This is a genomic window from Streptomyces noursei (assembly GCF_001646665.1).
GTDB lineage: Bacteria > Actinomycetota > Actinomycetes > Streptomycetales > Streptomycetaceae > Streptomyces > Streptomyces lavendulocolor.
On the sequence record NZ_LWBU01000373.1, the window covers coordinates 255,271 to 267,342 of the forward strand.

Below are 12,072 nucleotides of genomic sequence, written 5' to 3' on the forward strand. Positions count from 1 at the left end.
CGAGCAACGTCCTACTCCGTTCGGCGACGACAAGGGCCGCCAACGAAGGTACGCCCGGTCCGGTCGGGCGGCAACGGATTAAATCGGGGCGGGGCGCCGGGGGTCAGTGGGCGTCGCGCAGCAGCTCCGTCAGGTCCTGGTCCAGGTCCAGGAACTCGTGCTCGCAGCCCGCCGGCACCAGGTGCTGGGTCCGCCTGAGGAAGCGGCGCACCTCGGAGCTGCGGACGTGCACCATCGCGACGCCCTCCTGGGCGTGGAACTCCACGACGGTGCGGTCGTAGCCGTACGGACGCACGCGCACGTCGCCGAGTCCGGCCGGTCCGTCGAGGCCCGCGGCGAGCAGCTCCCGGGCGAACTCCCAGGACACGTCGACGCCCTCCAGCGTGGCCCGCGCGGGGAAGCCCATCTGCACGGCGAAGGGGTTCCCGGGGTCGTAGCGCAGGGTGGCGGCGACGGATTCGGTGCGGGGCGCGGACGCGACCAGGCGGGCCCGTACGGCCTGCTCGATGACGGTGGACAAGGCCTGCTCCCTCACACGCGGCTGCGGCGGTACGTCTCTTGCACCAGGGAGGACGACGAATCCGGCGGGTGCGTGCACTGGGGGAGGGTGTGACCTGTGTCACCCGGGCGGTCTGGACGGGTCCGTCGGGGTGGGCTACGTTCCCGCGCCATGACGTCGATGGGGAAGACGATACGGACGGTGTCTGCGGGGCTCTGCGGGGCGGTGCTGGCGGCCGCCCTCGGCGCGTCACCGGCCGGCGCGGCGCCGGCCGGCTCCCGCCCGGCCGCGTCCGCCGTGGCCGGGTCCGCCGTGGCCGGGTCCGCCGGGGCCGGGTCCGCCGGGGCCGGCGGGGGACCCGTCTGGGAGCCGAGGCCGACGGGGAGCGACGCGCGTTTCCGGGGCCTCGCCGCCGTGAGCCGTTCCACCGCCTGGGTGGCGGGTTCGAAGGGCACGGTGCTGCGCACCCGGGACGGCGGGAGGACCTGGCGGGACGTCTCGCCCCCCGGGGCGGGCGGGCTGGAGTTCCGGGACGTGGAGGCGTTCGACGGCCGCCGCGCCGTGGTGCTGGCGATCGGCGAGGGGGACGCCTCCCGCATCCTGCGCACCGACGACGGCGGAGCGAGCTGGACGGAGACGTTCCGCAACCCCGACCCCCGGGCCTTCTACGACTGCGTCACCTTCTTCGACAGCCGCCACGGCCTCGCGATGAGCGACCCGGTCGACGGCAAGTACCGGATCCTGTCCACTGGGGACGGCGGCCGGACCTGGAAGGTGCTGCCCGACACCGGCATGCCCGCCGCGCTGCCCGGAGAGGCCGCGTTCGCGGCGAGCGGCCAGTGCCTCGCCGCGTCCGGCCCCAGGGACGTGTGGCTGGCCACCGGAGGCGGCGCCACCGCGCGCGTGCTGCACTCCTCCGACCGGGGCCTGAACTGGACGGTCGCCGCATCGACGATCCCGGCGGGCGACCCGGCGCGCGGGGTCTTCGCACTGGCCTTCCGCGACCGCGCGCACGGCATCGCGGTGGGGGGCGACTACCGCACCGGGCAGCCGTCCCCGCGGGCGGCGGCCGTCAGCCGGGACGGCGGACGGACCTGGCGGCAGGCGGACACCCCGCCGGCCGCGTACCGCTCGGGCGTCGCCTGGCTCCCGCACAGCCGGTCGGCCGCCCTCGCGGTCGGACCCACCGGGACGGACCTGACGACGGACGGCGGCCGCACCTGGCGGACCGTCGACACCGGCTCGTACGACACGGTCGACTGCGCCGCCGGCCGCGGCTGCTGGGCGGCGGGCGAGAAGGGCCGGGTCGCCCGCCTGGCGCGCTGACACCGCCCCCGCGCCGCGGCGCCCCGGTGAGGTGGGCCCGCCCCGCCACCCGGGGGAGCAGCCGGGCGGCACCGACCGCCGCCCCGGTGCGGCGCCGCCGGAGGTGAAGATCCGGTGCATCGACGCCCGCATGGCCGGACCCACCGGCCCGCGGGCCGACCTGGAGGCGCGTGTGTGCACCGGCTGCCCCCGCGCGCGGCGGACCGGGCCGGCCGAACGGCCCGCCGGCTCCGGCTCCTGCTCCGGACGGGTCCCGGCTCAGCGCCCTTCGGCGGGAAGCTTCTGGCGGTACGCGGAGAGGTCCGGTGCCGTCCTGGTCGCGACGAACTCGGTGACGCGGTACGCGCACAGCCCCGCGGTGACGAACGGATCGGTCGCGGTGATGGCCTCGATCCGCGCGCGGTCGTCGCCGACGGCCAGGATGATGCCGCCGTCACGCGGGTTCTTGCGACCGGAGGCGATGAACGCCCCCGACGCGTAATGGGTGTCGAGCCAGGCGACGTGGTCCGGGAGGAGCTCGTCCACCCGGTCGAGGGGCCCGGTGTAGGTCAATTCCAGTACGAACATGACCGCGAGGCTATCGGGCCCCACCGGCAGCAGCCCGCCCCGGTCGCCCGCCGCCCGGGCATCCCGCCCCTCACCGCCGCGGACGTAGGGTGACACCACTATGACGATCATCGAGAAGCCCGCCGACTGGCCGTCCGACGAGGCGGCGGCCCTGGCCGTCCAGGACGGACTGCGCGGCCGCGTCATCCTCGACGAGCCCGGCCCGCCGCCCGGCACCGGACTGGTCACGGGCGTCGACGTGGCCTACGACGACGACCGTGACCTGGTCGCCGCGGCGGCCGTCGTCCTGGACGCCAGGACGCTCGCCGTCGTCGAGGAGGCCACCGCCGTCGGCCGGGTGTCCTTCCCGTACGTGCCCGGACTCCTCGCCTTCCGCGAGATACCGACCGTCCTCGCCGCGCTCGACCGGCTGCGCAACGGCCCCGGACTGGTGGTGTGCGACGGCTACGGCCGGGCCCACCCGCGCTGCTTCGGCCTCGCCGCCCACCTCGGCGTCCTCACCGGACTTCCGGTGATCGGCGTCGCCAAGAACCCGTTCACCTTCTCCTACGAGCAGCCCGCCGCCGGGCGCGGGGCGTCCGCTCCCCTGGTGGCTGACGACGAGGAGGTCGGCCGGGCGCTGCGCACCCAGGAGGGCGTCAAGCCGGTGTTCGTCTCCGTCGGCCACCGGGTGTCCCTCGACAACGCCTGCGCCCACACCCTCCACCTGGCGCCCCGCTACCGCATCCCGGAGACCACCCGCCACGCCGACTCCCTGTGCAGGCGCGCCCTGAAGGAGGCGACGGCCTGATCGGACGGCTCCGGCGCACGGTCCCGGACCGCCCCGACCCGCGCGCCCTGGCACGCTTCCACCGCGCCCCGCTCGGGGGAGAGACCGACCGCCCGGACCCCCGCTGGTCGCTCGACGCGGACCGGGCGACCCTGCACCCGGACGGCGGTCAGGAGCCGGCGTTCCGGCGGGCGGACCCGTACCTGCCGCTCGGCCCGGGCGCCGTCCCGCTCGATGGCGGGGACCCCGCCCGCGGCCGGCATGTCCGGGCCGACCCGGCGGGGCACCCGTTCCGCCTCGTACGCGACTGAGGCCGCCCTCCGCTCAGCGCGCGTCGGCGACCCGGAAGCGGATCCCGGCCCGGCCCAGCCGCTCCAGGAGCGCGTCCCCCATGGCGACCGCCGTGGTGACCTGGCCGGCGGTCGGCGGCAGTGCATCGAAGGCCAGGGACAGCGCCGATTCGGCGAGCATCTTCGCCGTCTCGTCGTAACCCGGGTCACCGCCCGACACCTCGGTGAACACCCGCCGGCCGCCGCCCTCGCCGACGAACCGCACCGAGAACCAGCTGCGCGCCCGGCGCGCCTCGTCCGGGCCCTGCCCCGCCTCGTAACGGTCCATCAGCCACCGCCTGGCCGGCGGCACCTGCGCCAGGGCGACCAGCGCGCCCACGGCGGCCGCCCCGCCGACCGCCATCGGCAGGGTCCTCACGGCCGCGTAGTGGCGGTAGCGGAAGTCCGGCCCGTACCGCGGGAGGGCCGCCGCCGAGCGCGCGACGACGCCCGCGTCCAGAGTGGGCAGCGGGAGCGCCCACGCCCCGGTCTCCCGGCTGAAGCGCGGCGCCCCCAGCGGGGCGCGCGCCCGACGCCCCATCAGGCGCGGCTCGTGCAGCCGGCGCTCCCGGGCCGCCCGCAGCATCTGCGGGCCGCGCCCCATGGCGGTCAGCGCGGAGGCGAACGTCCCGCCGGAGAAGAAGGCGTTGGACCGGACGAAGCCGTCCACGGTGAGCGGTACGCCCTCCGGCAGCTGCGCCACGGTGAAGTACACGCCCAGGTCGTGCGGGACGGAGTCGAAACCGCAGGCGTGCACGATCCGCGCCCCCGTCTCCCGGGCCCGCGCGTCGTACCGCACGTACATCAGGTCCACGAACTCCGGCTCGCCGGTGAGGTCCACGTAGTCCGTGCCCGTCTCGGCGCAGGCGGCCACCAGTGGCTCGCCGTACCAGACGTAGGGCCCGACCGTGGTCGCCACGACCCGCGCGGACGCGGCGAGCTCGCGCAGGGAGCCCGCGTCCGACGCGTCGGCCGTCACCAGCGGCAGGTCGGCGCAGCGCGGGTGCTCGGCGGCCAGCCGGTCGCGCAGCGCCTCCAGCTTCTCCCGGCTGCGCCCGGCCAGCGCCCACCGGCAGGTGTCGGGCGCGTGCGCGGCGAGATAGCGGGCGGTCAGCTCCCCGACGAACCCGGTCGCCCCGAAGAGCACCACGTCGTACGCCCGTCCCGTGCCGTCCCGTGTGTCCATCCAGCCCTCCGCCGTCCGCACCGTTGTCGGAGGCAGAGGCTAGCGTGCGGGAGGGGGCGGGCTCCGCCCCGGTGCGCCTCTGAGCGCTCGCTCGTCCACAGGGCTTGTGCGGAGTGGAACACGTTCTTAGCATCATTGCTGTTACAGCAGTTGTGTCACAGTGCTGGGGGTCAAATGGCAGCAACAGGCAACGGCCCGCTCGCCGGCGTTCGCGTGGTCGAGCTGGCGGGCATCGGGCCCGGCCCCTTCGCCGCCATGCTCCTGGGCGACCTAGGCGCCGACGTCGTCCGGGTGGACCGCCCCGGGGGCGCCGGACTCGGCATCGACCCCGCCCGCGACCTCACCAACCGCAACAAGCGCTCGGTGCTCGTGGACCTCAAGGCGGACGGCGGCCCCGAGCGGGTGCTGGACCTCGCCGAGCGCGCGGACGTCCTGATCGAGGGGTACCGCCCCGGAGTCGCCGAGCGGCTCGGCATCGGCCCCGCACCCTGCCTCGCCCGCAATCCGAAGCTCGTCTACGGACGGATGACCGGCTGGGGCCAGGACGGCCCGCTCGCCCCGCGCGCCGGGCACGACATCGCGTACATCGCCGTCACCGGCACCCTCTCCATGATCGGCAAGGCGGACGAGCCGCCGGCCGTGCCCGCCAACCTCCTCGGCGACTACGCGGGCGGCTCGCTCTACCTGGTCGTCGGCGTCCTCGCGGCACTGCACCACGCACGCCAGGAGGGCGGCAGCGGGCAGGTCGTCGACGCGGCGATCACCGACGGCGCCGCGCACCTCTCCACGATGATCCACGGCATGATGGCCGCCGGCGGCTGGCAGGACCGCCGCGGCGCCAACCTCCTGGACGGCGGCTGCCCCTTCTACGGCACCTACGAGACCGCCGACGGCCGGCACATGGCGGTGGGCGCCCTGGAGGAGCGGTTCTACGACACGTTCACCGACCTGCTCGGCATCCGGGACACCGCCCCCGCCCGCGAGGACGCCGACCGCTGGGGCGAGCTGCGCGACGTCGTCGCCGCCCGCTTCAAGGAGCGCACCCGCGCCGAGTGGACGGCCGTCTTCGAAGGGTCCGACGCCTGTGTCGCCCCCGTCCTGTCCCTCCGCGAGGCGCCCCTGCACCCGCACCTCGCCACCCGCTCCACCTTCACCGACCACGGCGGGATCACCCAGCCGGCCCCCGCGCCCCGCTTCTCCGCGACCCCCGGCTCGGTGACCCGCCCGCCGGCCCTGCCGGGCGCCGACACCGACGAGGTCGCCCACGACTGGGGCGTGCCCAGCCTCCGGACCGACGACGTCCGCACCGACAACGACAGGGGGACCCGGTGAAGCGCCGGATCTTCGAGCCCGAGCACGACGCCTTCCGCGAGACCGTCCGCACCTTCCTCGCCAAGGAGGTCGTACCGCACTACGCGCAGTGGGAGAAGGACGGCATCGTCCCGCGCGAGGCCTGGCGTGCCGCCGGCCGCCAGGGCCTGCTCGGCATCGCCGTCCCCGAGGAGTACGGGGGCGGGGGCGACGACGACTTCCGCCACAGCGCCGTCCTCGCCGAGGAGTTCACCCGCGCCGGCGCACCCGGGCTGGCGGTCGGCCTCCACAACGACATCATCGGCCCCTACCTCACCTCGCTCTCCACCGACGAGCAGAAGCGGCGCTGGCTCCCCGGCTTCTGCACCGGAGAGACCATCACCGCCATCGCCATGACCGAACCCGGCGCCGGCTCCGACCTCCAGGGCATCCGCACCACCGCCGAGGACCGGGGCGACCACTGGCTGCTCAACGGCTCCAAGACGTTCATCTCCAACGGCATCCTGGCCGACCTGGTGATCGTCGTCGCGAAGACCACCCCGGAGGGCGGCGCCCACGGCCTCTCCCTCCTGGTCGTCGAACGCGGCGCGGAGGGCTTCGAGCGGGGCCGCAACCTCGACAAGATCGGCCAGAAGGCCCAGGACACCGCCGAGCTGTTCTTCCACGACGTGCGCGTGCCCAAGGAGAACCTGCTCGGCGAGCTGAACGGCGCGTTCCTCCACCTGATGACCAACCTCGCCCAGGAGCGGCTGAACATCGCCGTCGCCGGCATCGCCGCCGCCGAGCACCTGCTGGAGATCACCACGGCGTACGTCAAGGAGCGCGAGGCGTTCGGGCGGCCGCTCGCCCGGCTCCAGCACATCCGCTTCGAAATCGCGGAGATGGCCACCGAATGCGCGGTCACACGCGAATTCGTGGACCGCTGCATCGTCGAGCACTCCGACGGAGGGCTGGACGCCGTGCACGCCTCCATGGCCAAGTGGTGGGCCACCGAACTGCAGAAGCGCGTCGCCGACCGCTGCCTGCAGCTCCACGGCGGCTACGGCTACATGGCCGAATACCCGGTCGCCAAAGCGTTCACCGACGGCCGGATCCAGACCATCTACGGCGGCACGACCGAAATCATGAAGGAAATCATCGGCCGTTCCCTGCTCGGCTGACCCCACCCCCGAAAGGCTTGACCAGTGAGCACCGAAGCGTACGTGTACGACGCGATCCGCACCCCGCGCGGGCGCGGGAAGGCCAATGGCGCCCTCCACGGCACCAAGCCGATCGACCTCGTGGTCGGCCTCATCCACGAACTGCGCGGCCGCTTCCCCGGCCTCGACCCGGCCGCCGTGGACGACATCGTGCTCGGGGTCGTCGGCCCCGTGGGGGACCAAGGCTCCGACATCGCGAGGATCGCCGCCATCGCCGCCGGACTGCCCGACACCGTCGCCGGCGTACAGGAGAACCGCTTCTGTGCCTCCGGCCTCGAAGCCGTCAACATGGCGGCGATGAAGGTCCGCTCCGGCTGGGAGGACCTGGTCCTCGCCGGCGGCGTCGAGTCGATGTCCCGTGTCCCGATGGCCTCCGACGGCGGCGCCTGGTTCGCCGACCCGATGACCAACTGGGACACCAACTTCGTCCCGCAGGGCATCGGCGCCGACCTGATCGCCACCATCGAGGGTCATACCCGGCGCGACGTCGACGAGTACGCCGCGCTCTCCCAGGAGCGGGCCGCCGCCGCGTGGAAGGACGGCCGCTTCGAGCGGTCCGTCGTCCCCGTCCGCGACCGCGCGGGCGTGGTCGTCCTCGACCACGACGAGCACATGCGGCCCGGCACCACCGCCGACTCGCTCGCCTCGCTCAAGCCCTCGTTCGCCGCCATCGGCGAGATGGGCGGCTTCGACGCCGTGGCGCTGCAGAAGTACCACTGGGTCGAGCGGATCGACCACGTCCACCACGCCGGCAACTCCTCCGGCATCGTCGACGGCGCCGCGCTCGTCGCCATCGGCAGCAAGGAGGTCGGCGAGAGGTACGGGCTCACCCCCCGCGCCCGGATCGTCTCCGCGGCCGTCTCCGGCTCCGAGCCGACCATCATGCTCACCGGTCCCGCTCCCGCCTCCAAGAAGGCCCTCGCCAAGGCCGGCCTGACCATCGACGACATCGACCTGGTCGAGATCAACGAGGCGTTCGCGGCGGTCGTGCTGCGGTTCGTCAAGGACATGGGCCTGTCCCTGGACAAGGTCAACGTCAACGGCGGCGCCATCGCCATGGGACACCCCCTGGGCGCCACCGGCGCGATGATCCTCGGCACCCTCGTCGACGAACTGGAGCGCCAGGACAAGCGCTACGGCCTCGCCACGCTCTGCGTCGGCGGAGGCATGGGCATCGCCACCGTCGTCGAGCGCGTCTGACCCCCGTCCTTTCCCGTACGGCCTTACGGAGCAGCCAGAACCATGAGCGAGTCCACCACCATCCGCTGGGAACAGGACGAGACCGGCGTCGTCACCCTCGTCCTCGACGATCCCGACCAGTCCGCGAACACCATGAACCAGGCCTTCCGGACCTCCATCGCGGCCGTCGCCGACCGCGCCGAGGCCGAGAAGGACTCCATCCGCGGCTTCATCTACACCTCCGCCAAGAAGACCTTCTTCGCCGGCGGCGACCTCAAGGACATGATGAAGGCCGGCCCGTCCGACGCCCGGCGCATCTTCGAGGCCGGCATGGAGATGAAGCGCGCCCTGCGCCGCATCGAGACCCTCGGCAAGCCGGTCGTCGCCGCCCTCAACGGCGCCGCACTGGGCGGCGGTTACGAGATCGCCCTCGCCTCCCACTACCGGATCGCCCTCGACGCGCCCGGCTCCAGGATCGGCCTTCCCGAGGTGACCCTCGGCCTCCTCCCCGGCGGCGGCGGTGTCGTCCGCACCGTGCGCCTGATGGGCATCGCCGACGCGCTGCTCAAGGTGCTCCTCCAGGGCACGCAGTACACGCCGCGGCGGGCCCTGGAGAACGGCCTGGTCCACGAAGTGGCCACGTCCCGGGACGAGATGATCGCCAAGGCGCGGGCCTTCATCGACGCCCACCCGGAGTCCCGGCAGCCATGGGACGCCCCCGGCCACAAGATCCCCGGCGGCACCCCGGCGCACCCCAAGTTCGCCGCGAACCTGCCCGCCTTCCCGGCCAACCTGAAGAAGCAGATCAACGGCGCGCCCTACCCGGCACCCCGCAACATCCTCGCGGCCGCCGTCGAGGGCTCCCAGGTCGACTTCGAGACCGCGCTCACCATCGAGTCGCGGTACTTCACCGAGCTGGTCACCGGACAGACCGCCAAGAACATGATCCAGGCGTTCTTCTTCGACCTCCAGGCGGTCAACTCCGGCGCCAGCCGCCCCCGGGGCGTCGAACCGCGCAAGGTCCGCAAGGTCGCGGTCCTCGGTGCCGGCATGATGGGCGCGGGCATCGCGTACTCCTGTGCCAAGGCCGGCATCGACGTCGTCCTGAAGGACGTGTCGGCCGAGGCGGCCCTGAAGGGCAAGGAGTACTCCGTCAAGCTCCTCGACAAGGCGCTGTCCCGGGGCCGGACGACGGAGGCGAAGCGCGACGAGGTGCTGGCCCGCATCACCCCGACCGCCGACCCGGCGGACCTGGCGGGCTGCGACGCCGTCATCGAGGCCGTCTTCGAGGACACGGCACTCAAGCACAAGGTGTTCCAGGAGATCCAGGAGATCGTCGAGCCCGACGCGCTGCTGTGCTCCAACACCTCCACCCTGCCGATCACCCTCCTGGCGGAGGGCGTCGAGCGCCCGGCCGACTTCGTCGGCCTCCACTTCTTCTCGCCGGTCGACAAGATGCCGCTCGTGGAGATCATCAGGGGCGAGCGGTCCGGCGACGAGGCCCTCGCGCGCGCCTTCGACCTGGTACGCCAGATCAACAAGACGCCGATCGTCGTCAACGACTCGCGCGGCTTCTTCACCTCGCGCGTCATCGGCCGCTTCATCAACGAGGGCGTGGCGATGGTCGGCGAGGGCGTCGAGCCCGCGTCCGTCGAGCAGGCGGCGGCACAGGCCGGCTACCCGGCGAAGGTGCTGTCGCTCATGGACGAGCTGACCCTCACCCTCCCGCGCAAGATCCGCAACGAGACGCGGCGCGCCGTCGAGGAGGCGGGCGGCTCCTGGCAGGAGCACCCCGCGGACGCGGTGATCGACCGGCTGGTCGACGAGTTCGGCCGTACCGGCCGCAGCGGTGGCGCCGGCTTCTACGACTACGACGAGAACGGCACGCGGCAGGGCCTGTGGCCGGGGCTGCGCGAGCACTTCGGCGGAGCCGGCGGCGCGGCCGTCCCCTTCGAGGACATGAAGGAGCGGATGCTCTTCTCGGAGGCGCTGGACACCGTCCGCTGCCTGGAGGAGGGCGTGCTGACCTCCGTGGCCGACGCCAACCTCGGGTCGGTCATGGGCATCGGCTTCCCCGCCTGGACCGGGGGTGTGCTCCAGTACATCAACGGCTACGAGGGCGGGCTGCCCGGCTTCGTGGCACGCGCGCACGAGCTGGCCGAGCGGTACGGGGACCGGTTCCTGCCCCCGGCGCTGCTGGTGGAGAAGGCCGGGCGGGGCGAGACGTTCAGGGACTGACGTCCCCGCCGGGGCGGCCGTCCGGGTCCACCGGACGGTCCTCCCGGTGCCGCCCCAGCGCCCGGCCGTAGCGGCGGGACACCTCCGGCATCAGGGAGGTGCCCTCCGCCGGGCGGTCGAGGCCGAACACGTACCCGGGGAAGTCCAGGTCCCGTTGCACCGCCCAGATCTCCCCGTGGTCCTCCGGGGGGAACAGCCGTGCCGGGTCGCCCACGGCGACCCAGCCGATCGGCACCGTCGTGTCCTCGGCCAGCACCGTCCTCAGGTGGACGACGCCGTTGACCCGGACCTCGGACCGGGCGCCGAGGCGCGCGCCGTTGAAGACCCGCGTGCCGGTGGCGAGGAAGACGTCGTCCGCCGCCTCGCAGCCGACGAGGTACGCGCCCGGGCCCACGAGGACGTGCCTCCCGAGCCGCAGCGGGTCCTGCCGCGTGCCGCGCAGCACCGCGTTCTCCATCACGACGCAGCCCTCGCCCAGTTCCACGGGGCCGCCCTCGGCGGTCAGGACCGCGCCGAACAGGACCCGGCAGCCGGGCCCGACCCGTACGTCACCGCAGAGCGTGGCGTTGGGCGCCACGTAGGCGTCCGGATCGACGGTGGGCGCGTGCCCCTGGTGCTCGAACAGCATGGCCATGACCGCATCGTGCCACCCCGCGGTGTCCCACGCCCGCGAGCCGGTCACTCGGCCCGGAAGGCGGCCCCCAGTTCCTCCTTCAAAGACCGCTGGAACGCGGTGACGAGTGCCTGCACCACCAGCGGCTGCATATGGGCGGACAGCGACTTCATCGCGGCCACGTGCTCCGGGTCCGACTCGCGCTCCCGGTACGGCCCCCACACCTCGTCCCGGAACAGCCGGGTGAGCTCCTGTGCCGCCGACCGGGTGTGCTCCACCAGGACCGTGCGGGACGCCAGGATGGTCTCGTGCGCGATCGGCACGTCCAGCAGCCGCACCCCCAGCCGCAACAGGCCCGGGTCGACCCGGAAGGTGCCGTCAGCGTCCGTGCGGGCCAGCACGTCCATCGCGGCCAGCCGGTCGAGGTCCTCCTCGCCCAGCGCACGGCCGGCCCGCCGCTCCAGCTCCGCCCGGGACATCTCCTCCGGCGCGTCCGGCGCCCAGGTCGCCACCAGCGCCCGGTGGATGGCCAGATCGTGGGCACTCAGGTCGGGCGGCAGCTGCTCCAGGTACCGTTCGATCGCGGCGAGCGTCATGCCCTGGTGCTGGAGCTCCTCGATGAGCGCCAGCCGGGCGAGGTGCTCGGCCCCGTAGTGCCCCACCCTCCGCGGCCCGATCACCGGCGGCGGAAGCAGCCCGCGGGTGCCGTAGAACCGGATCGTACGCACGGTCACACCCGCCCGGGCGGCCAGCTCGTCGACGGTCAACGTCGCCTGCGACTCCTCGGTCCCGATCGCCTCGGTCGCCATGCGGGCCTCACTTCCGACGGGTGTGCTGATTATGTACAACAGTATTG

The 12,072-nt window shown here is 73.6% G+C and carries 12 protein-coding genes; 7 read left to right on the forward strand and 5 right to left on the reverse strand.

Annotation, left to right across the window (positions count from 1 at the left end; translation table 11 throughout):
- Positions 1-103 precede the first annotated feature (103 nt).
- Complete coding sequence (locus tag A4V12_RS29250) at positions 104-520, reverse strand: SsgA family sporulation/cell division regulator (protein ID WP_064072437.1); 417 nt, start codon at positions 518-520, stop codon at positions 104-106.
- 150 nt (positions 521-670) lie between these two features.
- On the opposite strand from A4V12_RS29250, the gene A4V12_RS29255 reads away from it, so the two are divergent.
- Positions 671-1,825, forward strand: a complete 1,155-nt coding sequence (locus A4V12_RS29255) for a WD40/YVTN/BNR-like repeat-containing protein (protein ID WP_079137421.1) — start codon at positions 671-673, stop codon at positions 1,823-1,825.
- A gap of 258 nt (positions 1,826-2,083) precedes the next feature.
- Here the strand turns inward: A4V12_RS29255 and A4V12_RS29260 are convergent, their stop codons facing one another.
- The gene (locus A4V12_RS29260; RefSeq protein ID WP_064072497.1) at positions 2,084-2,392 is read right to left on the reverse strand and encodes a YciI family protein; all 309 of its coding nucleotides are present in this window, start codon (positions 2,390-2,392) and stop codon (positions 2,084-2,086) included.
- Positions 2,393-2,492: 100 nt separating this feature from the next.
- On the opposite strand from A4V12_RS29260, the gene A4V12_RS29265 reads away from it, so the two are divergent.
- Both A4V12_RS29265 and A4V12_RS29270 read left to right on the forward strand, forming a co-directional pair.
- Positions 2,493-3,182 (forward strand): endonuclease V, encoded by a 690-nt coding sequence (locus tag A4V12_RS29265; protein WP_064072438.1) that lies wholly within the window; start codon positions 2,493-2,495, stop codon positions 3,180-3,182.
- Positions 3,149-3,472 carry a VOC family protein gene (locus A4V12_RS29270; RefSeq protein ID WP_423549619.1) on the forward strand — a complete coding sequence of 108 codons (324 nt, stop codon included), beginning with the start codon at positions 3,149-3,151 and terminating at the stop codon, positions 3,470-3,472. Before A4V12_RS29265 ends, A4V12_RS29270 begins: the two co-directional genes overlap by 34 nt.
- A 13-nt stretch (positions 3,473-3,485) precedes the next feature.
- On the opposite strand, the gene A4V12_RS29275 is transcribed toward A4V12_RS29270, so the two are convergent.
- A complete protein-coding gene (locus tag A4V12_RS29275) occupies positions 3,486-4,676 on the reverse strand; it encodes a saccharopine dehydrogenase family protein (RefSeq protein ID WP_064072439.1) in 1,191 nt (396 codons plus the stop codon).
- Between the two features lie 174 nt (positions 4,677-4,850).
- On the opposite strand from A4V12_RS29275, the gene A4V12_RS29280 reads away from it, so the two are divergent.
- From A4V12_RS29280 to A4V12_RS29295, 4 genes are read left to right on the forward strand one after another with little or no spacing between them, the layout of a single operon-like run.
- Positions 4,851-6,008 carry a CaiB/BaiF CoA transferase family protein gene (locus A4V12_RS29280; RefSeq protein WP_064072440.1) on the forward strand — a complete coding sequence of 386 codons (1,158 nt, stop codon included), beginning with the start codon at positions 4,851-4,853 and terminating at the stop codon, positions 6,006-6,008.
- A complete protein-coding gene (locus tag A4V12_RS29285) occupies positions 6,005-7,147 on the forward strand; it encodes an acyl-CoA dehydrogenase family protein (RefSeq protein WP_064072441.1) in 1,143 nt (380 codons plus the stop codon). Before A4V12_RS29280 ends, A4V12_RS29285 begins: the two co-directional genes overlap by 4 nt.
- Before the next feature lie 24 nt (positions 7,148-7,171).
- On the forward strand, positions 7,172-8,386 hold the full coding sequence (locus A4V12_RS29290) for an acetyl-CoA C-acetyltransferase (RefSeq protein WP_064072442.1): 1,215 nt from the start codon (positions 7,172-7,174) through the stop codon (positions 8,384-8,386).
- Positions 8,387-8,428: 42 nt separating this feature from the next.
- Positions 8,429-10,603, forward strand: a complete 2,175-nt coding sequence (locus tag A4V12_RS29295) for a 3-hydroxyacyl-CoA dehydrogenase NAD-binding domain-containing protein (protein WP_064072443.1) — start codon at positions 8,429-8,431, stop codon at positions 10,601-10,603.
- Here A4V12_RS29295 and A4V12_RS29300 read toward each other — a convergent pair.
- Together A4V12_RS29300 and A4V12_RS29305 are read right to left on the reverse strand one after the other, a co-directional pair.
- Entirely contained in the window at positions 10,593-11,237 is a 645-nt protein-coding gene (locus A4V12_RS29300; protein ID WP_234372368.1) for a gamma carbonic anhydrase family protein, read from the reverse strand. The two genes, A4V12_RS29295 and A4V12_RS29300, sit on opposite strands and share 11 nt — an antisense overlap.
- A gap of 44 nt (positions 11,238-11,281) precedes the next feature.
- Positions 11,282-12,025 (reverse strand): MerR family transcriptional regulator, encoded by a 744-nt coding sequence (locus A4V12_RS29305; protein ID WP_064072444.1) that lies wholly within the window; start codon positions 12,023-12,025, stop codon positions 11,282-11,284.
- Positions 12,026-12,072: the final 47 nt, after the last annotated feature.

Bases quoted from the DNA above. Each gene is read 5' to 3' on its own strand.
- A4V12_RS29255 (WP_079137421.1), top strand. From the start codon at position 671: ATGACGTCGATGGGGAAGACGATACGGACGGTGTCTGCGGGGCTCTGC.
- A4V12_RS29260 (WP_064072497.1), bottom strand. From the start codon at position 2,392: ATGTTCGTACTGGAATTGACCTACACCGGGCCCCTCGACCGGGTGGAC.
- A4V12_RS29265 (WP_064072438.1), top strand. From the start codon at position 2,493: ATGACGATCATCGAGAAGCCCGCCGACTGGCCGTCCGACGAGGCGGCG.
- A4V12_RS29275 (WP_064072439.1), bottom strand. From the start codon at position 4,676: ATGGACACACGGGACGGCACGGGACGGGCGTACGACGTGGTGCTCTTC.
- A4V12_RS29280 (WP_064072440.1), top strand. From the start codon at position 4,851: ATGGCAGCAACAGGCAACGGCCCGCTCGCCGGCGTTCGCGTGGTCGAG.
- A4V12_RS29295 (WP_064072443.1), top strand. From the start codon at position 8,429: ATGAGCGAGTCCACCACCATCCGCTGGGAACAGGACGAGACCGGCGTC.
- A4V12_RS29300 (WP_234372368.1), bottom strand. From the start codon at position 11,237: ATGGCCATGCTGTTCGAGCACCAGGGGCACGCGCCCACCGTCGATCCG.
- A4V12_RS29305 (WP_064072444.1), bottom strand. From the start codon at position 12,025: ATGGCGACCGAGGCGATCGGGACCGAGGAGTCGCAGGCGACGTTGACC.